Source organism: Spirosoma areae (assembly GCF_054781775.1).
The window spans coordinates 68,518-89,486 of the sequence record NZ_BAAGTT010000002.1 but is presented as its reverse complement, the minus strand read 5'-3'; the positions used below and the strand labels follow the sequence as shown (position 1 = coordinate 89,486).

The following is a 20,969-nucleotide window of genomic DNA, read 5'->3' as shown; positions in this document are numbered from 1 at the left end:
TCACACGATGCGTTATAGCTGGATAATTGCGATTTTAACAGTTTGCTGGACCACTACGCAGGCCCAGCCGAACCAGCCGCTATCGCTGGCGAATGAGCGCGTCAGGGTTATCTGGAAAAATACACCGGCGGGTTGGACCATCGGGCAGGTGGCGGTTCGGAAAGGCAGTCAATGGTTAAATCTGGCTGTGCCCTCCGGCGAAAATACCCTGCTTTATGCCGCCGAAAAACCTTCGGAGAAACCCGGGATGGTGTTTAAAGACCGGATGGGTGAGGTGTTTCCGGGACCAAAATACCATTATCAGCAAGTCCAGTGGGCCGAAAGCACCAATCCGGTTTCGCTCAATACGGCCGGGCAGGCGTTCCACTTTTTCCCGAAAGAAGCGAAACAAATGGGGAACAACAGCCTGTCGTTTCGGCAGGAAACGGACGTGGCTACCGTCAGCACAGAATGGGCTTTCGACCCTAAATTCCCGACTGATATTATTGTCAGGCAGATGCTTACGGCAAAAAAGGATGGCTATTTCTCACTGGCGAGTCCAACGCTGGCTCCCGTTACGGAACAGAATCTGGCCTGGGCAACCGTGCCGGGTTATTTTCAGGGCAATAAACTCCAGCCCAATTTTGCGGCAGCCTATGCGTATGGGCACGGCATCCCGTCGTTGCCCGTCGTTTACCGCGAACGATGCGCCAGTACGCTCTGCCCGATGGTAAGCACCAAAAACGGCATTACGGTTTCGGTTATTCCCGAACCTGGCCTGGCGCGTGACCCCTGGGCCAGCGACAAAAGCACCCAAACGGACTGGAACATCGGGTTGTCGCACATGAACCGCAAGGCCCAGCTTTCGCCAACGCTCTATTACCCGGTGTTGGGTGAGCCAGCATCCAAACTGAAAACGGGCGAAGCAATTCACTACACCTTTCGGTACAGCCTGACCGATGGCGACTGGTTCAGGGCGCTGAATCACGCGGTTTATGACATTTACCGGTTTCGGGAAACGCTGGCCCTGCGGCAGTCCAGCCAGTCACTGACCGACCGCATCCAAAAAATGCACCACTACCTGACCGACCCGAAAACGTCGCTGTGGAACAGGGAGGAATTTGAGGGCAGAACGATTGGCGCGCAATCGTATCTGGGGGGCGTGGTGGGGTCCAATAAAGACGCCATGAAAAATTCGGACTATGGCGCCATGTGGATGATGGCCAACGCCACGCACGATTCGCTGCTGACCCGTAACGTACTTCCCTACGCGCTGAATTTTAAACTGGCCCAGCAGGAGACCGGGAACAGCTTTTTCAAGGGCGCTCCCGAAGGGCAGTACTATCTGGCAAAATCGCAGCGATTTGTGGAAGAGTGGGGCGAAGTGGTCGAACCGATTGGTCTGACCTATTACACGATGCTCGACATTGGGAATATGCTCCTGTTTGAGCCAGCCAATGCCGAACTGAACGAGCGGCTGCGCCTGGGTGCCGAGCGGTTGCTGACCTGGCAGCAGTCCGATGGGCACTGGGCTGTGGCTTACGACCGGCATTCTGAGCAGGAAATTTTTAAGGATATTCAGGATGTGCGGCCCACCTTCTACGGGTTAATCGTAGCGTATCGGCTGCTGAAGGACCCAAAATACCTGGCAGCAGCCCGCAAAGGAGCCGATTGGTTCATTAAAAACGCCGTTGAAACGGGGAGCTTTCTGGGCGTTTGTGGGGATGCCCGCTATGCCCCCGATTTCGCCACGGGTCAGTCGGCACAGGCATTGCTGGACCTGTATGAGTTGACCCAGGATGGCCGCTATAAAGATGCCGCCATCACAGCGGCCAAAATCTACACGACCTCGATTTATACCCATCCCATTGCCAGCCATCAACCAAAAACCGTTAACGGTACACCCCGCGAAGATTGGGAGATCAGTCAGTCGGGGCTGAGTTTTGAACATGGCGGTATTTTCGGCTCGGCCAACCGGGCGGGACCCATCCAGTTGTGCAGCCATGCGGGTTTATTTATCCGCATGTACCAGCTTACCAACGAACCTATTTTTGCCGATATGGCCCGCGCCGGTGCCATTGGCCGCGATGCCTTCGTCGACCCAAAAACAAGTGTAGCTTCGTACTATTGGAACGCCATGAATAGGGGAGCCGGACCGTATCCGCACCACGCCTGGTGGCAGATTGGCTGGTTAACCGATTACCTGATGGCCGAAGCGGAACTGCGCTCTGGTGGAAAAATCGGTTTCCCGCGCGGTTTTGTAACCCCTAAAGTTGGCCCGCACCAGACCTATGGATTCAACCCCGGACTGGTATACGGTCGGCCGGCCAGCCTGCTGATTCAGGACGGACTGGTGCAGACCGGTAGCCCGGCTGTCGATTATTTGCTGGCCCGTTCTATCGACCAGAAGAAGCTGTATGTAATGCTGCTTAACAACCGGGTTCAGTCAACGAAGGCCACGATAACGCTGAATTCCGCTGTTCTGCAAAAAAGCATAGCGGGCATCAGACAGCTTCCTTCCGGACAGACTGTTTCACCGGACGCCATTTCGCTTGATTTGCCGGGCTTTGGTCAGCGCGTTCTGGAAGTGGATTTACGCTAAAAAACATGAACACCACCATCGACACCGCCGTCATTGTCATCTTCTCGGCTTTTGTGCAGGGAAACGAGCCAGCTTACCGACGCTTTCTGGGGTCCTCAGGAAGGCCAACTCGTTTTAGTGTTTCATCAGCCCTGGCAATCTTGTCAGCAAAAGGCTCCCGACCGTCTTTTCCTTTCAGGATTCGCGTCGGCACAGTTACCGGAGTGACTGGTTCTTTGGTAGCTTTCATAACCTGGTAAAATGAATATGCTGGATACTGCACAAGTCACGGTTTTGGCCGTAAAATTAGATAAATAGTGAACACCACCATCGACACCGCCGTCATTGTCATTTTCTCGGCTTTTGTGCTGACCATTGGGATGCTGTTTGCCCGAACCGGCCGGAACCTGAAATCGTTTTTCGCCGGGGGCGAAGCGGTGCCCTGGTTTATCGGTGGCCTGTCGCTGTTCATGAGTTTCTTCTCCGCCGGTACGTTTGTGGCCTGGGGGTCGATTGCCTACAAACACGGCTGGGTCGCCATCACCATTCAGTGGACCATGTGCATCGGGGCGCTGGTGACGGGCTTGTATCTGGCCCCGCGCTGGAAACAGACCGGTGCCCTGACAGCCGCTGAGTTTATCCGGGAACGGCTGGGCGCAACGGTGCAGAAAGTGTACATTTTCATTTTTACGCTGGTATCGCTATTCATCAAAGGGTCGGTTCTCTACCCCGTGGCTAAATTGGTGAGCATATCCCTGAATTTGCCCTTAGTGCCCTGTACCATCGGGCTGGGATTTTTTATGATCGCTTATACCGCCGTGGGTGGTCTTTGGGCGGTGATGGTGACAGATATTTTGCAGTTCGTTGTCCTGTCAGCCGCCGTATTCATTTTGCTGCCCCTGTCGCTCGACCGGGTAGGCGGTCTCGACGGATTCGTGAACGCGGTGCCGGACGATTTTTTCAACCTCCTGAACGGTGAATACACCTTCGGCTTCGTGGCGGCTTTTGTGCTCTATCACATCTGTTACATCGGTGGCAACTGGACGTTCGTCCAACGATACACGAGTGTGGACAGTCCAAAATCGGCCCGAAAAGTAGCCTTTCTGTTTGCCGGTCTGTACTTGATCAGCCCGGTAATCTGGATGCTGCCGCCTATGATTTATAAAGTCATCAACCCCTCCCTAACCGGCCTCGACACCGAAAATGCGTACCTGTTGATTTGCAAACTCGTGTTGCCACCGGGTTTACTGGGTCTGATGTTAACGGGCATGTATTTCTCGACCTCAGCCAGTGCCAACACCGCCCTGAATGTCGTTTCGGCTGTGTTTACCAACGATATCTACAAAGGATTGATGAACCCAACGGCATCGGACCGCCAGTTGATTCGGGTGGCCCGTGGGTCATCCTGGCTGTTTGGTTTAGGCATGATTGGTATTGCGCTGCTGGTTCCGGCAGCGGGCGGCATTGTTGAGGTGGTATTGAGCATATCGTCTATTTCGGGTGGACCGCTGCTGGCCCCTCCGCTCTGGGCCTTGTTCTCCAAACGCCTGACCAGCCGGGCTACCCTCTGGATTACCGGCATCGGCCTGACGGTCAATTTATTCTTTAAACTACTGGCTCCTTTACTGTTGAATTTTAAGCTGACGCGGGGCGAAGAAACCATCATTGGTGTTGGCCTTCCTTTTCTGCTGTTGCTGGGCTATGAGCTATGGCAGCGGTCGGGAGGAGCCGTCGCTAATGAGCATTACCAGTACCTGATTGCCCGGCAGCAAAAGCGGGACGATGCCCAGGCCGAATCGCCCGAAGAAGCCCTTGCCGTGCGGAAACAGAATCGGTTTGGCCTGCGGGTCATTGCAGGGTCACTGGCCTTCACGGCCCTGATGCTGGCGGGTTTAAGTTTCCTCACGACACAGGGAGCCGGAATAACGGCGACAATCTCAGTCGTAGTTTTAGGACTGGCACTGATTCCCTGGCAGGCAGCCCGGCGCGTTCAACTGCCATCAGGACCGCAGCAAATCGAGAAACTCATCAATTCGAATAACGGATAAGCGAGGAAAGGCAATGTCACGAAGAATAGAAAAATGCCGGTCTTCCGAGACTAAATGGTCAGCGTTTGATACTAAAGCGCAATCTGCGTATTTATTGTCGTCGGCATCATTGTGCATCAAGCCCCATTCAAAATACACCGACTGTAGGATGCAATTATCAAGCGAAAGAAGAAGTTTGACAACATTATCGGCAACGGCAGGAGACGTTTTCTCGGCTAACTTCTCATGGTACTCCAGCAAAATATCATTACTCAAAACCAAGTCGAATTTGCCGGCTTTTAAGGCATCAAAGATTAGTCTGTACGGCGACGAAACAGGAAGCGCGATAAGCAGAACGTTAATATCGAGTACAATTCTCATTAAGCAGTACGGCTACGCAGATGCTCCGCCTTCCACTGCTCGATGGTTTGCTCATTCCAGCCTTTTTCCTGCCACAACTGGTTCATTTCAGTATCAATTTTTTGGGCAAAATAACCAGCCAGCAGGTGCCGGATATCCGTCAACTCCGCTTCGGAAACGGTGTAAGGATACAACTTCAGCAATTCGATCTGGAGATTGCTTAGTTTGGTGGGTATCGGTTGAGAAGCGGCCATACCTATAATTCTTTTTACAAATATAAAACAAAGCGTTCTGATTCATAAGTCGCTACCAATCTCAGTACATGCTACACATACGAAACGTTCTTTCCGCATTATTGACGGTATGGATTATCTCAACGAGCTATGCCCAACACACCATTCGGGACCCCAATGCGATACCGCTGCATGGCGAGTGGCGTTTTGCGATGGACCCGATGGACGCTGGCGAAACGGGGAAGTGGTATCGGGAAGAAGCGCCCCTGAATCGCTGGGATAAGGTGACGGTTCCGCATTGCTTCTCCGTCGATCCGCGCTATCAGTTTTATACCGGAACGGTTTGGTATCGCCGGACTTTTCCCTGGCAGCCGACCGCTGGCAAACGCGTGATGCTGCATTTCGATGCGGCTTATTACGAGACATCGGTCTGGCTAAACAACCGGAAAGTAGGTACGCATGAGGGCGGCTATACTCCGTTTCAGTTCGACATAACCGACTACCTAAAACAAGGGCAGTCCGGTGAGTCAGCCAACACCATCGCTGTTTCGGTCAATAATAACACCTGGAAAGCAGGCACGATTCCGGGCGCCAAAGATAACAACGAGCCGAACGACCCTTTTCCGGGCTGGCTGAATTACGGCGGTCTCATCCGTCCCGTTTACCTGACCGTTGAGCCGGAGGTCTACATCGAAAACATAAAAACGGAAGCGGTGCCGGACTTAACCAACGGCACATCCACCCTGAAAATTAAAACCCGAATCCGTAATGCAGGTGGGCAGGCGGTTACGCCGAAGCTTGCCTTTCAGGTAGCGCAACATGGCAAACCCATCGTCCTTACCTGGAAACAGCCGGCTGGTTCGGTAGGAGCCGGGCAGACGGTCGTTTTGGAAGCAGAGACCGCGTTGAAAGCCGCCGACGTAACGCTGTGGAGCATCGACCAGCCCACGTTGTATGCTGTGCGGATAATTGCGGGCACCGACACCGTTCAGACCCACTTCGGCATTCGTAAAGTCGAAGTTCGCAATACGCAGTTGCTGCTCAATGGGCAGCCGATAAAGGTAGCCGGTGGCAACCGCGTTGTCGATTATCCGGGGCAGGGTTCGCTGGAACCCGACTGGTTAGTGGAAAAGGATATGCGGTTGATGAAAGAAGCCGGGATGGAACTTCAGCGCTTAACGCACTACACCCCTTCGGAAACCATCTACGACTGGGCCGACCATAATGGGATGCTGATCATCAGCGAAGCGGGCAACTGGCAATTGACACCCCGCCAAATGGATAACGACACCATCCGAACCAAATTTCGGCAGCAGTTTCGGGAGATGGCCGAGCGCGACTGGAACCACCCCTGCGTGATTGCTTATAGCGTCGGCAACGAATACCTCTCCGAACAACCCGCCGGTCAGCGCTGGACAAAAGACATGATTGCCTACGCCCGCCAACTGGACCCCACCCGGCTGTATACCTTTGCCTCCATGCGCCTGAACACGTTGCCGAAACGACCCGAAGACGAAGCCAGTCAGTACTGCGATTTTATTTCGACCAACACCTACGGCAACCACGCAACGGTTCTCAAACACATTCATTCGCTCTACCCCGACAAACCAATTTTCATCAGCGAATACGGCACCCGCGCCGATGGCAGGAATGGCGAACCGGGTCAGGTTACGCATCTCGAAACGTTTCTCGCCGATGTTCGGCAGTTACCCTATGTGGTGGGCGCTTCGTGGTGGTCGTTTAATGATTATTTGAGTCGCCATGCGGGGACCAACGCCGATGGTACCCGACCGTGGGGCCTGGTCCGGGCCGACCGCTCGAAACGGCCCCTGTACACCGCTCACCAAACCGGCATGGCCCCGGTCACCATCGAGAAAGTAAGCTGGCAGTCCGGCCAGGAGGGGGTTCAGACGGTAACCCTGCGCGTAACGGCCCGCAATGACTTTCCGGCTTACGCCCTCAAAAATTACCGCTTAAAAAGGGGGAACACAACGGGGCTTATTCCTTATTTACAGCCGGGCCAAAGCACCACGCTAACGTTTCCGGTACGGGGTTTCGACAAAACGCTGACGGTAGAAGTCGTTAAACCAACCGGGTTCTCAATTCTCACACAAACGATTGACGCAACGAATGATACGCGCGCAGGCAACTGATAAACGAACACTAAAAACCATCCGACACCAGGCCGACCTCATTGTGGTTGGCGGGGGCTTGTCGGGGGTTTGCTGCGCCATCACAGCGGCTCGGGCGGGCATACAGGTTTTGCTCGTACAGGACCGGCCCGTGCTGGGGGGCAACTCCTCGTCCGAAGTACGGCTGTGGGTCCTGGGCGCCACCTCACACATGGGTAACAACAACCGCTGGGCCAGAGAAGGGGGCGTTATTGATGAACTGCTGCTGGAAAACCTCTACCGAAATCCGGAAGGCAACCCGCTGATTTTCGATACCATCCTGCTGGAGAAAGTCGTTTCAGAAGCCAACATCAAGCTGCTGCTCAACACGGCGGTTTACGAGGTGGAGAAATCGTCAGCCGATACCATTAGTGGAGTAAAAGCTTTTTGCAGCCAAAACAGCACCCTCTTCGATCTGGTGGCACCGCTTTTCTGCGACGCGTCGGGCGATGGTATCGTTGGGTTTCAGGCGGGGGCTGCGTTTCGGATGGGGGCCGAAAGCCGGGAGGAGTTCGGCGAGAAGTTTGCCCCCACAGCCGAATATGGTGAACTGCTGGGCCATTCCCTTTATTTCTACACGAAAGATACCGGTCGACCGGTTCGCTTCGTACCCCCCGCCTACGCGCTGGATGACATCACCAAAATTCCCCGCTATAAGCGTTTCAACGCGCAGGAGTACGGCTGTCAACTGTGGTGGATCGAGTACGGAGGGCGACTCGATACCGTTCACGATACCGAAGCCATTAAGTGGGAGCTTTGGAAAGTAGTGTACGGCGTCTGGAATTACATCAAAAATTCGGGTCAGTTTCCAGAAGCCGAAACCATGACGCTGGAGTGGGTAGGGCAGATTCCCGGCAAACGCGAAAGCCGCCGGTTTGAGGGCGACTACATGCTTAAACAGCAGGATGTGGTTGAGCAGCGGACCCATCCCGACGCCGTCGCGTTTGGCGGCTGGTCCATTGACCTGCACCCCGCCGACGGTATTTTTTCGGAGAAACCGGGCTGCAATCAATGGCACAGCAAAGGCATTTATCAGATTCCGTACCGCTGCCTTTACAGCCGGAATAGCACGAATTTATTTCTGGCCGGACGTATCATCAGTGCCTCACACGTGGCCTTTGGGTCCTCGCGGGTGATGGCTACGGGCGCCCACGTCGGGCAGGCGGTGGGGATGGCTGCGGCATTAGCCACGCGCCGTCATCTTCTGCCGCACGAACTCACGGAGCCTGCCCAGATGCGGGCGTTGCAGCAGGAACTGCTAAAAACCGGGCAGCATATTCCCGGCCTTGCTCTACTGGATGAGGCTGATTTGGTAAAGAAAGCCACCTTGTCTGTATCCAGCGAATTTATCCTGACGGATTTACCCCCCGATGGTCCCTGGCAGCCATTGACTCAGTCAGCGGCCCAACTGCTACCCCTGCCCGTCGGGGCCGTTCCGCGAATGACGGCTTTCGTTACGGCTACGCAGGCCACAACCCTAACCGTTGAGCTGCGACGAAGCAGTAAAGCCTTGAATCACACCCCCGATGTAACGCTGGAAACGCATACAATACCCGTTGCGAAGGGAAGGCAGGAAATCGACTTGCCCTTTAACAGCCGTTTGGATGAGCCGGGGTATGTGTTCGTTATGTTCATGCAAAATGAACACATTCAACTGCAATACAGTCAGTTACGCGTTACGGGCGTTTTATCCGTATTCAATAAAGTAAATCCTGCCGTCTCGAATTACGGCAAACAGGAGCCAACGGACGATATTGGGGTGGATACCTTCGAGTTCTGGTGTCCGGAACGGCGACCCGGCGGGCAAAATATTGCGCTGCACATCCACCCCGGCATTCAGTTATTCGGGCCGGAAATGATTCGGAATGGGATTCAGCGGCCGACCAATCAACCGAATGCCTGGGTAGCCAAACTGGACGATGTGCATCCAACCATAACCCTGAGCTGGACGGAACGTCAGCGAATCGGCCGAATCGAAATCCGGTTCGATTCTGATTTCGACCACCCGCTCGAATCGGTCATTATGGTGCATCCCGAAACGGTTTCGCCCTTTTGTGTGCAGGCCTATGAAGTGTGTAATGACCAGCAGCAGCGTATTTTCCATCAGCCGCATAATCACCAGACCAACAATACGATACGGTTTGAACAACCCATCGAGACAGGCAGCCTGACCCTTCATTTGACGAACAATTACCCTGGTGTTGTGCCCTGTGCTTTGTTTGAAATTCGGTGTTATGAGCACTGAACAGCATCTTACACAGCCTGAGTTGAGGAGAATCAGGTAATTAACCGATAGTTAGGTAATCGCTGTTTTTCCGTTTATATCTTTGAGGCTGTAGTAGAAAGGCGAACCCGACAAGAGCCGGGCGTAGCCAGAGCCAAAAAAGACCGTTGTCATGAAAAAATCAATCCTCCTGTTTTTCTGTTTCACCAGCCTGTTTTTGCGCCCTTCCCTGGCACAACCAACGCAGCACAGTGCCCCGGCCAACGCCACTTTTTCCAATCCTTTACCGGTACAATTCGGTGACCCTTACGTTCTGTACACCCAGGGTACCTATTACATGTACGGCACGGGCAGTGCTGATAAGGGGTTTGCGGCTTATTCATCCAAAGACCTGGTGACCTGGAAGGCGGAAGGTCAGGTGTATTTTCATAACAATAAAAATGGCTGGAGCGATCCGAAAGCAAGTTGGGACGGGGCCTACTGGGCACCTGAAGTGTATGAGGTGAAGGGAAAATATTACCTGTTTTACAGCGCACAGTGGCAGGTAAACCCGATGAAGGAGGCAGAAAACTTCCGGATTGGGGTGGCCGTTGCCGACAAACCTACCGGCCCGTTTGTTGACCTGGCTAACAAACCACTTTTTGACCCAGGCTATCCCATCATTGATGCCAATGTGTTTTTTAACACCAACGGCAAAGCCTACCTCTATTTTTCGCGTTGCTGCTACAAACATCCGGTCAAAAGCGAAGTGGCCGATGTAGCCCGGAAAAACGGTTGGTTTAACCAGATTGAAGAAAGCTGGGTGTATGGCATCGAACTCAAATCCGATTTTTCAGGCGTCATCGGCGAACCCGTTTTAGTGCTGCGGCCACCGGTTGCCCTTAGCGACAGGCAGGCCGAGTGGGAAAGCCGGTCGGTTATGGCCCGCGAGGTGAACCGCCGTTGGACGGAGGGCTCGGTCACGTTTAAAAAAGACAATACGTATTACATCATGTATTCGGCCAATCATTTCGGCGGTCGGTATTATGCCATTGGGTACGCCACAGCCAGCTCGCCTTTAGGTCCGTATAAAAAAGCGGCCAACAATCCGATATTGCAGAAAAATACCGACCAGGGAGGTTCGGTAACGGGCACGGGGCATAACAGCATTGCTTATTCGCCGGACGGTAAAGAAATGTTCTGCGTTTACCACGCAAGAACCGATAAAACCGGCGATGAACGGGTTGTTTGTATGGACCGGATGGAGGTGAAAAATGGCAGAATACGGATCATTGGCCCGACCACCACGCCCCAAAAACTTCCCTCAGGCGTCGTTACGGCCGTTCATGCCAGGTAATGGCAGTCAATTAAGTCCAGGCATTGACATGAAGGAATTAACACAAATTCAGCAGGCTGAACAACAGCTCATGCAGGCTCAACTGGCTGGAGACGCCGACACGCTGGACACCTTACTGGCCGATGAATTGCTCTTTGCCGGCCCGGATGGAAACCTGTACACGAAAGCAATGGATCTGGCAGCGCACCGCTCCCGAACGATGTATCTGACCGCTTTAGGCGCTCAGAAGCCCCTGATTCAGTTGCTGCCATCGCTGGCCGTCGTTTCCGTTCTGGTCGACCTACAGGGTGTTTTCGCCGGGCAGCCCATGGGCGGGCGGTTTCGCTATCTGCGGGTGTGGGCTTATCGGCAGGGGACCTGGCAAATCATAGCGGGTAGTTGCACTCAGGTGCCAGGTTGAACCGAAATAGATTCGTTTGATTCTGTCGATTCGTCAGGCTTTAAACGGCTGCTACTGGCAACGGGGCCCGGCAGAATCGGAGCAGCCAGCGAATCTAAATTGGCTTTGGGCCAGCCATTCCCGGCAGCTACGTATTCCTCTGGCTGGCTTAGTGGGTCAATGAACGGCCATCAGCCCGTTTCAATCCTACTTTGTTCAGGAGTACCTCTTGAAAAAAATTAAGTTTTTAAGAGATTAAATTAACATGAGTTTCAATCCTGCTTTGCTGAGGATTATGGGGTAAAGACGGCGTTTGAGCGGGTGTCGTTGCATGGTTTAATGGCACCAAATCCACGCGCTACCGCCTTGCCCAATCCCATGCCCTCGGGCAGCACGACATTTGCCAGAAAGCTACCCGAAAAAGCCACCATTGTCTGGTTCTTGAACTGGGTTGCCCGCTCATCCAGCAGCAACTGCACCACTATCCGTTCGTGTGGCGCTAACCATAGGCTGAACTCCCGGAAGGTAGCCAGAATCTGACTTGTCAATACCCGCCTGAGCTGTGCCGTCTGTTCAGTCTTCGAATAATGGCGGTAATCGCGGTAATTGGCCTGATTGAGGGCCATCCACAGGGTTTGAAAACGGTACTCCACCAGGGTGTCGGCCATGCCCAGTGGGATTTGCTCATGCCGAATGTGTTTACTATGTACCGGAAATCGCTTTCCTTCAATAGCAAGCTCACGCATTTGCAGAAACAACGCCGTCAATAGCCCGGCTCCTTCACCCAGGCCAACCAGGGTTGGCACCCGGTTGAGTACTTTATATTGCACTAAGGGATAGGCGTACCGATACCGGCACGGGCTGTCGGGTTGCTCATGCCGGCCGTCGGCCTGGTCACGCTCCAGATGGTTATGTAGCAAGGGTGAATGTTCGCGAAAGAGCGTCCCGAAATAGCCCCGCAATTTATGGCCGTCGCGGGTAGACAGGGCTATTTCGGGAAAGGTGATCGTGGTGAGCGGAATCAGGGTTTGGGTAGGCATGGCAGGGGGTGGTTCGGCAGTAGGGCAAAGCCGGTCAAAAGAGAATGATGTTGGTTCCATTAACTGAATAGTATTCCGTCACGCGCGCCTGAATGGGTTTGCCTTTTCGTTCCAGCAGAATATCGTCGCGCTCTGTCACGTCGCGCTCCGTATTCATCTCGATGGCGAATAAGCTTTGCTCAATCAATTCGGTTTCACCGGCCAGCAGGGCTTCCTCATCGAAGGCCAGAAAGTACTTACGCGGAATAACGGAATGGATGGGGATGGCTACATCGGTGCGGGATGCGCTGGCGGTTACTTCGCCCACCCACGCAAAATTCGATACCAATCCCGCCAGACCCATCGACGGGGTGAAGACGCTCCGGTGGGCAATTAGAGCACTGCGGAGTGCATCCTGAACGCGCCTGTCCTGATGCGAAACGTATAGCCGATAGCCTGGCCGGTACACATATTCCAGCAGGGTCGGTTTTGGATTATTGGCCGTTCGCTTCAGGTTAGGCCGCAAATTGATGCCCAGCCGTTTCATCACAATCGGGTTCAGCACCGACAGGCCCACTAAGCACTGTTTGTCGGCGAAGGCCGTCAGGTAGGCATTGTCGGCCTTCGACAAGCCCAGAATGGCGCCCATGTAGCCATACAGCGACGTTTTGGGCGGTATCGCGTAGGATACCGCCGACGTGGTGGCGTAAATTTTTTTATAATGTGCGTAGTCGCCCCAGATGTCGAAAATAAGGATCTGCCGGCTCATGGCTCGTTGGCTGGAATCGGCTCCGACAGCCGAAGGCGGTCGTCCTGTTCAACCGTGATTCGGCTGATTCGGGCAGCGTATTTGTTCAGGGCGGCCACCAGCCGCGACGTATCGACCGTAAAATCGCTGATGTCTTCATAGGCTTCTTCGTGTTTGCCCATCTCAGGCTTCAGGCTGAGCCGCTCCACCAGGTCGCCAATAAAAAAGCCGTCGGTATAATCAATCTTGACCAACAGGCGGGGCATGTGCCCTTTTTTGGAGCGGGTGAGCAGGTTTTTGGTGCCGTTCCAGAGGGCGGTCGTCAGGCAAGCAATGTCGTCGTCGGTGGTTCCGACATACGCAGCGGCCTGTTCATTGATCACCCCATGAAAGGCAATCAGGCCGTAGGTTATGGCGTATTCCTCCCGGAAGGTTCGCTGAATGGACGTTTCTTTAGTCGTGAAGGCACCCGTGCCTTTGATGAACGTCTCCCGAACCCGATTCAGCGACCGGCCCATACCAAACTGCACGGGTCCGGTAAAATGAAATAATTTGCCCGCATCGACTGGCTCTTCAGGGTCCATTGGTTCGCTATCGGCACCGTCTTCATCCCAGGCAGGCCCGGCGGCTTTACGTCTCGTTTCTTTAGGTCCCGCTGTTTTTGCCGCGGCCTTCGGCGCCGACACGCCACCGAACAGCCGGACATCGATGAATTTTTGCAGGTACTCCTCCCGATTGGCATAGGCTTTGGCCCGCTCCAGGCCCGTTACGGGTTTGCCGCCAACCTCCCGAACGAAAATATCGCCTTTGCTGCCCGCTTCGCCATTATACCCGTTTTCGAGCAGGTAGTCTCGGATGGTCCGTTTCAGGCGCACGTCTGTAACCAGACAACGACCCGATTCTTCATCAATCCGGGGGCGGTTGGCATCTAACGGGTCCCCATTGGGGTTACAGTACTTCGCATCGTATAAAAACAAGAGTTCACTGCGGTTCTGAATCAGGGCCATTGGTTATTCGGCTGGGCGATGTTAATGGAGTCAGATTTAAGAACCTGACACCGCTGGAGGGTTGCCTTTCTGTAGGGTGTCAGTGCGGATTTGTTCGTGGGTGAACGCCTTTTGCAGGGTCATTCCGACGGCAAACGCATAGGAGATGTCAGCCTTTGAGAGCGTATTGCCGGCCAGGAGCAGCGCGGGGCCAATGTGCGCGTCGAGTTCGGCAATCCGGCTCAGTTCGGCTGCATAAAAATGGCGTTTATCGGTCACCGCCGTATCGGTATAGTCACCGATTTTAGCGGTCAGTTTCAGGTGAATTTTACGCAGTTGGGCCACGTCCAGATTCAGGCCGTTCAGGTGCTGCCGAAACGGCTCGCTCCGGTAAAAGCGTTTTTGTTTGGCCAGCAGCATGGCTGCTTCACAGCCGAGATAAAAAGCGGCCCGGCGCAACGGATGCGTCAGTAAATCCGGGTGCTGCTGCTCAAACAGTTCGGGTGTCAGCCCAACAGGCTGCGGGGGAGAGGGTTCCATGCCGGAGAAAGAAAGAAGGTTGAGTTGATAGAAAAACTGCAGCAGGGTGAATGTGTGCCCAACATCGCGGCTGAATTGATGCGGCACGTCATTCGCCGGGAACGAGGCCCGAATGGCCGCTACAAACGCCCGAAGCACCTGCTCCCGGTCGAGGGGCTGGTTGTAGAAAATCGCTTCGACAATTCGGTAGAAGTAGGGGCGGAATACCCAGTTGTCGCGGCCCTTGTCCAGCCTGTTTTCGGCAAAATAATCTTTGATGGAGGCCAGCGTGACCGTAAACCCGGCCTGCCCGTCAGCGCCCGCGAACCCCCCGTCGGTCAGCCCCGTATAGCACCTGTCGACCGCCGTTTTTACGCTGAGCAGCCGGGCAAACCGGGATGGCAGAATATCGGCGATGTGCAGTTTGATGGCAAACTGTGCCTGATTCTCTTCGTAGAAAAAAATAGCATAGCCAATGGAACTGCGGTTCAGGATTTCATTGGCGACGAGTTCACCGATGATCGGTTCCTGGTCGATGAATGAGGGAAACGGGCGGTTCCGGGCGCCCTTGTCGGCGCTGTAGTTCAGCAGGAATTCGGTCCAGAATCTGGCGGCCTGTTCGTCCGATACAGCCTGGAGAAAACGGGGCATGATAAAATACGTTAACCCGAAGAAATTGCGGGACAGACGCTCACGAACCAGCCGTTTGACCCCTTCGAGCGTCCGGACAACGTCGGGAGCAACCGGAAACATCTTGTAGGAGTCTGCTCCATTGAATCCGTTGCGCGAGAAAGCTGGTTTCCCGACGGTGAACCCCAGGGTACTTACCCGACCCCACACTTCCGGCACGTACTCATAGCCTACGGCGCACACTTTGTCGTTTGCCGAGGATTTTTTCCAATAAGCGGCATAGGCCATTTTGTCCTCGGTGAACAGTGCCCGACAGGCTTCCATATCCCCAAAATAGAGGCCATTGATTTTGATCGTGAACAGGTACCGTCCGGCGGGGTCGAACGGAAAGCGTCGCAACAGTTGCTCTATTTCGTCGATCTGTTCATCGTCGATAAAGTTGTGGTTGACATTTTTAATCGACTGACGAATTTTTCTCACCATCGTCCGAATGCTTTTCCATTGCTTGCCGGTGGTTGCCTGGGCATAGAGATAGAACGTCGGCACTACGTTGGTCGCGTTGGCTTTAGCCTCCCGAAACAAGTATTTATCAAGCCGGGCCGGGTCGAAGTTTTCAACGGTCAGGTCTGGCGCCAACTGGCCGTTGTTGAGTTCAGCCACAAGCACGCTGGCCTCACTCCGCAAGTTTGGGAATGGGTTCGCCCAGGGTTGAAAATACCCCTTGCAGGTATCCAGTTGCGAAAGCAGTTTCCCCGCCGTATACAGTGATTTAATCATCGTTTCTCGCCAGCTCAATATGGGCAGCAATCGCTGTCAGGAAGTTAATACCGATAAACATTACCTTATTTCTTTATGTGTTTTCCCCCGCAACGGGTACAAAGGTTTCCGCTAGAGCGCCGAAGATGGGTTCCTGGCGTCCTGGGCGTTTCCGGTATGCCTTTGCCGGTCTGCCGGTGCGGGCTGGGAACGTGTCGCCCGCCGACGGCCAAAAAAACGATAATCTTTATAGGGGTTAACCAAATTGAGCAGGCAGACCCTGTCATTTGGGGAAAACGATTTTACTATGTATCCAATCTTTACTCAAACATGAAAAACGTATTCGTTAGCAACTGTCTGCTTTTCCTGCTGTTTTATGGGCCAGCCCTGGCGCAGGACGTAACCGTAAGCGGGCGCGTTACGGCAGCCGAAGACGGCATCGCCTTGCCGGGCGTGAGCGTTCAGGTAAAAGGAACGACCCGGGGAACAACAACGGATGCCGGCGGACGCTACCAAATCAGCGTACAGCCCAGTGCCCGGCTCATTTTCAGTTATATTGGCTATGCCAGCCAGGACGTAGCCGTTGGCAGCCAGTCAACGCTGAATATCGTGCTGGTGAGTGGCGCCCAAAGCTTAGACGAAATTGTGATCACCGCCCAGGGAATTGAGCGGGATAAGCGTTCGCTGGGCTACGCCACCCAGGAAGTGAGCGGGAATCTGCTGTCTCAACGCTCCGAGCCGAACCTGCTGAACGCCCTGCAGGGCAAACTGGCCGGGGTAAGCATCACGGGGTCCAGTGGCGCACCCGGTGCCTCAACCAACATCAACATTCGGGGCACGACCTCCTTCACGGGCAGTAACCAGCCGCTGATTGTGGTGGATGGGATTATCTTCAGCAACGACGTCAACCTCAGCCAGAACACCCTGTTTGGTACGCAGCCGTCCAACCGTCTGGCCGACATCAACCCGGAGAGCATCGAGTCGATAAACGTGCTGAAAGGCCCCGCTGCGGCCGTCCTGTATGGGTCGCGGGCGTCGGCAGGCGCCATTGTAATCACCACCAAATCGGGGCGCAACCAGAACAACAAAATGGAAGTGACCCTCAATTCGTCGTATAACGTCCAGAACGTGTATGGTATTCCCAAATTCCAGAACGACTATGGGCAGGGCGCCAACAATGTGTTCACGGCTAATTCGGGCAATTCCTTCGGGCCATCATTTGCCAACGGTCCAACTTCCGTAACCAACACGCAGGGGCTGGTGGTGCCCTATCAGGCCTATCCCAACAACATCCGGGATTTCTACCGCCAGGGCAGTATTATCCAGAATTCGGTCAACATTGCCTCCGGCGACGCCACGCGCAACTACATTCTGGCCATTGGCAATACGCTCCAGAACGGGGTGATCCAGAATTCGAAGTTCAACCGTACCAACGTCCAGCTTGGGGGCGAATCCCGGCTGCAGAATGGCCTGCGGATCAGCGGCACGGGCACCTACGTACAAACCGTGTCGACGGCCATTCCGGGCGGAAACGGGGCCAGCGCATTCGGGCAGATAACCCGCATCCCGCGTAGTTATGACCTGGCCAATGAGCCTTATCAGGACGTCAATGGCCGGAGCATTTATTATTCGACGACCAACAATAACCCGCAGTGGAGTGTGAACAACGAGAAGCTCGACAGTCAGGTGGACCGTTTTTTCGGCAACTTTCAGTTGAGTTACGATATTGCCAAGTGGCTCAACGTGGCCTACCGGGTCACCGGCGACACCTACACCGACCGGCGTAAGCTGACGCTGCCGATTGGGGCGGGCCGCTCTCCCACCGGCGAAGTTGCCCAGGATAACTTCTTCCGCAGCGAATTGAACGGGGATTTGTTGATTTCGGCCCGCAAAGACAATCTGTTCCTGGAGGGGCTGAACGCGACCCTGTTGCTGGGCAATAACGTGAACCAGCGGAAATCGCAGCAGACCTTAATTGATGCGTCGTCGCTAACTATCCCTGGCTTTTATAATGTGGGGAACGGCGCTGTTTTCACGGCGGGTACGGGAACGGGCGAATTCAGCACCATTCGGCGGCTGGTTGGGTACTACGGTCAGTTGTCGCTGAACTACAACAACTACCTGTTTCTGGAGTTGTCGGGCCGGGCCGACCAGTCGTCGACCCTACCCCGGTCGAGCAACACCTATTTCTATCCGTCGGCATCCGTAAGTTTTGTTCCTACCGATGCCTTCAAGGTCAATTCGGACGTGCTGTCGTATGCCAAAGTGCGGGCCAGCATTGCCCGCGTGGGGCGCGATGCCGACCCCTACCTGCTGAATTCGGTGTATACCACCTCGACCTATGGAAACAACTTAGCCAACATCACTTTTCCGCTGCAGGTAAGTACGGGGAGCATACCGGGTTTTGCCGTAAGCAGCCGGATTGGAAACAATGACCTGACGCCCGAATTTGTTACCTCCTACGAGGCTGGCCTTAACCTGGGGTTCTTTAAAAACCGGCTGAGCGTCGATGCGTCTTACTTCGACTCGCGCAGTGTCAACCAGATTTTCAACGTAGCCATTTCAAACTCATCCGGCTACGATACGCGCACCACCAATGTGGGCGAGTTACGCAACCAGGGCGTCGAAGTAGTGCTCAATGCCACGCCCCTGCGGGTGGGTGGTTTCAAATGGGATGCCACCCTGAACTACACGCTCATTCGGAACAAGGTCATCTCCATTGCCACCAATATCCGGTCATCCAACGTGGGCAGTTCATCAACGAATCTTGTCGGTTCGGGGGCCAATGCCTTCACGGGCATCAATCCGTCTATTTACGAGGGATTTCCTTATGGCGTAATCGTTGGAACAGCCAATGCCCGCGTCCAGAACACCGATCCAACCGGGTTGTATTATGACCTCACCGGTCAATATGTCGGCCAGAATGTCATCAATGGCACGTCTGGTCAGTTTGCCCCCGGCATCGCCAACTCGGTGATTGCCAACCCACAACCCAACTATACCGCCGGGCTGACCAACACGTTCACCTACAAAGGTTTTGCGTTGTCGGTGCTGGTCGATACCCGTCAGGGTGGCCAGTTGTATTCCTTCAGCCTGACGGACGCCCGCGCCAACGGCACCCTCTACGTGACGGGTGTCGACCGCGACCAGCCCCGGATTCTGCCCGGCGTGCTTCAGAATCCCGATGGCACGTTCCGCCCTAATAACATTCAGTTAAGCTCGCAGGTGTACTGGAATTTAGGCGTTGGCGGGCTGGCCTCGGAAGCCGCCGTGTTTGATGCGACGGTATACCGACTGCGCGAACTGGCCCTGAACTACACCTTACCCAAAGCGCTGCTGGGTAAAACACCCTTCGGCTCGATCTCGGTGGGCATTAGCGGCCGCAACCTGTACTTCTACGCGCCCAACTACCCGGCAGACCCCGAAATCAATACCCAGGGAGCCGGTAACATTCAGGGGCTCGACCTTAACGGGCCGCCAAACACCCGGAACTTCGGGGGTAACATCCGACTCACGTTCTAATCACTTTTCTCGCCCGACAGCTCATGAACATCATACACCCCGGCCGCTACCTGCTCATACCCCTCTTTTTGGGCATGAGCGCGTGTGCTACCTTTCTGGACGTTAACGTTACGCCCAACAACCCAACCTCGGTTACGCCGGCCGTGCTGTTGCCCAGCGCTCAGGCCGGTACTGCCTTTGCCAATGCCAACGAGTTGAATCGCTTTGCGTCGGTGCTGGTTCAACACCTGGCCGGTGCCAATAACAGCCCGCAGAATTACGATGTTTTCCAAACCAACGGGGCGGATATGGAAAACCAGTGGCGCTTTGATCTGTACGGTGGCGCTTTAATCAACTACCAGAAACTGATTGAGTTAGGCGACGCGACGAACTCGAAAGCCTATTCGGGCATTGCCAAAATACTGAAAGCCTACAGCTTCAGCATAGTCACTGATTTCTGGGGAGACGTGCCGTATTCGCAGGCGTTGCAGGGCGAGGTCTTCACGACTCCCCGGCTGGATAAGCAGGAGGATATTTATAAGGGTAATGCGTCGCTGGGCATTCAGAGTTTATTTGATCTGGTGCGCGAAGGCATCCGGGATCTCGACGCGCCGTCAGCCGTCAGGCCGGGTGCCGACGACCTGATTTACGGCGGTGATTTGGCCAAATGGCGACGGGCGGGCAATACGCTGCTGCTTAAGTTTGCCATGACCATCAGCCGGAAAGAACCCGCACTGGCCACGAGTGTCATCAATGAAGTGCTGACAGGCAACACGTACATCAATGCCAACAGCGGGGATATGAACTTCATCTTCGGTTCCAGCACAGGAAGCCAGGATCCCCGCTACACCTACACCAATGTGAGTACGTTTAAGGATGATCTTATCCTGAGTACGCGCTACCTGAATCTGCTGACGAGTTTGAACGACCCGCGCCTGCCGCTTTTCTTCACCAAACCGGCAGCTAACTACGTCACCATCGACAATGGTTTCCGGGGAACCCTGCCCTCACCAACCACGAGCTGGTCGCGCTACAACCGATACGTGACGGGAGCGAGCGGAGAAGGCCCCGTGCGGTTGGTCACTAACTTCCAGCGGGCGTTTATTCTGGCCGAGGCCGCCCTGCGCCTGGGCACGCCGGGCGATCCACAAGCGCTTTATACCGAAGCCATTACGGCCTCAATGACCTTAGCCGGTGTGCCTCCTGACCAGATCACGGCTTACCTGAAGGCGAACCCGGCCGTAGCCACCCTGACGGGAACGGCCGAGCAGAAAATCGCTCAGATCATTACCCAGAAATACATCGCCTTCACGGGCAATGGCCTGGAGGTCTGGAACGACCTGCGCCGGACGGGCTACCCTATGCTGCTGCCGTCGCAAAATGCAGCCGGTATCGACGGCACCCGGCCGGTTCGGGCGGTGTATATCAACAACGAGATTCAGCGAAATCCAAACTTCCCCAACCCCGCTCTGCAATCCAATATTCGGCTCTGGTGGGACATAGACTAACGATTTACCACG

General features: G+C 54.6%; 15 protein-coding genes. 9 read left to right on the top strand and 6 right to left on the bottom strand.

The annotated features are described in order from the left end of the window. The first annotated feature begins 7 nt into the window (after positions 1–7). From ACYVI1_RS01280 to ACYVI1_RS01270, 3 genes are read left to right on the top strand one after another with little or no spacing between them, the layout of a single operon-like run. Positions 8–2,581, top strand: coding sequence for a glycoside hydrolase family 88 protein (locus ACYVI1_RS01280; RefSeq protein WP_460905877.1), 2,574 nt, complete (start codon positions 8–10; stop codon positions 2,579–2,581). Positions 2,582–2,586: 5 nt separating this feature from the next. Continuing rightward, entirely contained in the window at positions 2,587–2,820 is a 234-nt protein-coding gene (locus ACYVI1_RS01275) for a hypothetical protein (RefSeq protein ID WP_460905873.1), read from the top strand. Between the two features lie 57 nt (positions 2,821–2,877). Beyond that, on the top strand, positions 2,878–4,608 hold the full coding sequence (locus tag ACYVI1_RS01270; RefSeq protein ID WP_460905870.1) for a sodium:solute symporter family protein: 1,731 nt from the start codon (positions 2,878–2,880) through the stop codon (positions 4,606–4,608). On the opposite strand, the gene ACYVI1_RS01265 is transcribed toward ACYVI1_RS01270, so the two are convergent. Together ACYVI1_RS01265 and ACYVI1_RS01260 are read right to left on the bottom strand one after the other, a co-directional pair. Further along, complete coding sequence (locus tag ACYVI1_RS01265; protein ID WP_460905867.1) at positions 4,561–4,968, bottom strand: PIN domain-containing protein; 408 nt, start codon at positions 4,966–4,968, stop codon at positions 4,561–4,563. The two genes, ACYVI1_RS01270 and ACYVI1_RS01265, sit on opposite strands and share 48 nt — an antisense overlap. Next, entirely contained in the window at positions 4,968–5,201 is a 234-nt protein-coding gene (locus tag ACYVI1_RS01260; RefSeq protein WP_460905864.1) for a hypothetical protein, read from the bottom strand. The genes ACYVI1_RS01265 and ACYVI1_RS01260 overlap by 1 nt, the downstream gene beginning before the upstream one ends. A gap of 68 nt (positions 5,202–5,269) precedes the next feature. On the opposite strand from ACYVI1_RS01260, the gene ACYVI1_RS01255 reads away from it, so the two are divergent. The 4 genes from ACYVI1_RS01255 (at position 5,270) to ACYVI1_RS01240 (ending at position 11,311) form a co-directional block, all read left to right on the top strand. Next, a complete protein-coding gene (locus ACYVI1_RS01255; protein WP_460905861.1) occupies positions 5,270–7,333 on the top strand; it encodes a glycoside hydrolase family 2 protein in 2,064 nt (687 codons plus the stop codon). Beyond that, entirely contained in the window at positions 7,311–9,596 is a 2,286-nt protein-coding gene (locus ACYVI1_RS01250; protein WP_460905858.1) for an FAD-dependent oxidoreductase, read from the top strand. The genes ACYVI1_RS01255 and ACYVI1_RS01250 overlap by 23 nt, the downstream gene beginning before the upstream one ends. A gap of 151 nt (positions 9,597–9,747) precedes the next feature. Next, positions 9,748–10,911 (top strand): glycoside hydrolase family 43 protein, encoded by a 1,164-nt coding sequence (locus ACYVI1_RS01245; protein WP_460905855.1) that lies wholly within the window; start codon positions 9,748–9,750, stop codon positions 10,909–10,911. Positions 10,912–10,939: 28 nt separating this feature from the next. Then, a complete protein-coding gene (locus ACYVI1_RS01240; RefSeq protein WP_460905853.1) occupies positions 10,940–11,311 on the top strand; it encodes a nuclear transport factor 2 family protein in 372 nt (123 codons plus the stop codon). 272 nt (positions 11,312–11,583) lie between these two features. Here the strand turns inward: ACYVI1_RS01240 and ACYVI1_RS01235 are convergent, their stop codons facing one another. Genes ACYVI1_RS01235 through ACYVI1_RS01220 form a run of 4 tightly spaced genes read right to left on the bottom strand, consistent with a single transcriptional unit; the run spans position 11,584 to position 15,969 of the window. Beyond that, a complete protein-coding gene (locus tag ACYVI1_RS01235) occupies positions 11,584–12,390 on the bottom strand; it encodes a CRISPR-associated endonuclease Cas6 (RefSeq protein WP_460905850.1) in 807 nt (268 codons plus the stop codon). After that, on the bottom strand, positions 12,365–13,078 hold the full coding sequence (gene cas5 / locus ACYVI1_RS01230) for a CRISPR-associated protein Cas5 (protein WP_460905847.1): 714 nt from the start codon (positions 13,076–13,078) through the stop codon (positions 12,365–12,367). Before cas5 ends, ACYVI1_RS01235 begins: the two co-directional genes overlap by 26 nt. Further along, a complete protein-coding gene (locus ACYVI1_RS01225; RefSeq protein WP_460905844.1) occupies positions 13,075–14,064 on the bottom strand; it encodes a type I CRISPR-associated protein Cas7 in 990 nt (329 codons plus the stop codon). Before ACYVI1_RS01225 ends, cas5 begins: the two co-directional genes overlap by 4 nt. A 36-nt stretch (positions 14,065–14,100) precedes the next feature. Beyond that, positions 14,101–15,969 carry a TM1802 family CRISPR-associated protein gene (locus ACYVI1_RS01220; RefSeq protein ID WP_460905841.1) on the bottom strand — a complete coding sequence of 623 codons (1,869 nt, stop codon included), beginning with the start codon at positions 15,967–15,969 and terminating at the stop codon, positions 14,101–14,103. Positions 15,970–16,278: 309 nt separating this feature from the next. On the opposite strand from ACYVI1_RS01220, the gene ACYVI1_RS01215 reads away from it, so the two are divergent. Next, positions 16,279–19,470 carry a SusC/RagA family TonB-linked outer membrane protein gene (locus tag ACYVI1_RS01215; RefSeq protein WP_460905838.1) on the top strand — a complete coding sequence of 1,064 codons (3,192 nt, stop codon included), beginning with the start codon at positions 16,279–16,281 and terminating at the stop codon, positions 19,468–19,470. A gap of 23 nt (positions 19,471–19,493) precedes the next feature. Continuing rightward, complete coding sequence (locus ACYVI1_RS01210; protein WP_460905835.1) at positions 19,494–20,957, top strand: SusD/RagB family nutrient-binding outer membrane lipoprotein; 1,464 nt, start codon at positions 19,494–19,496, stop codon at positions 20,955–20,957. Positions 20,958–20,969 lie beyond the last annotated feature (12 nt).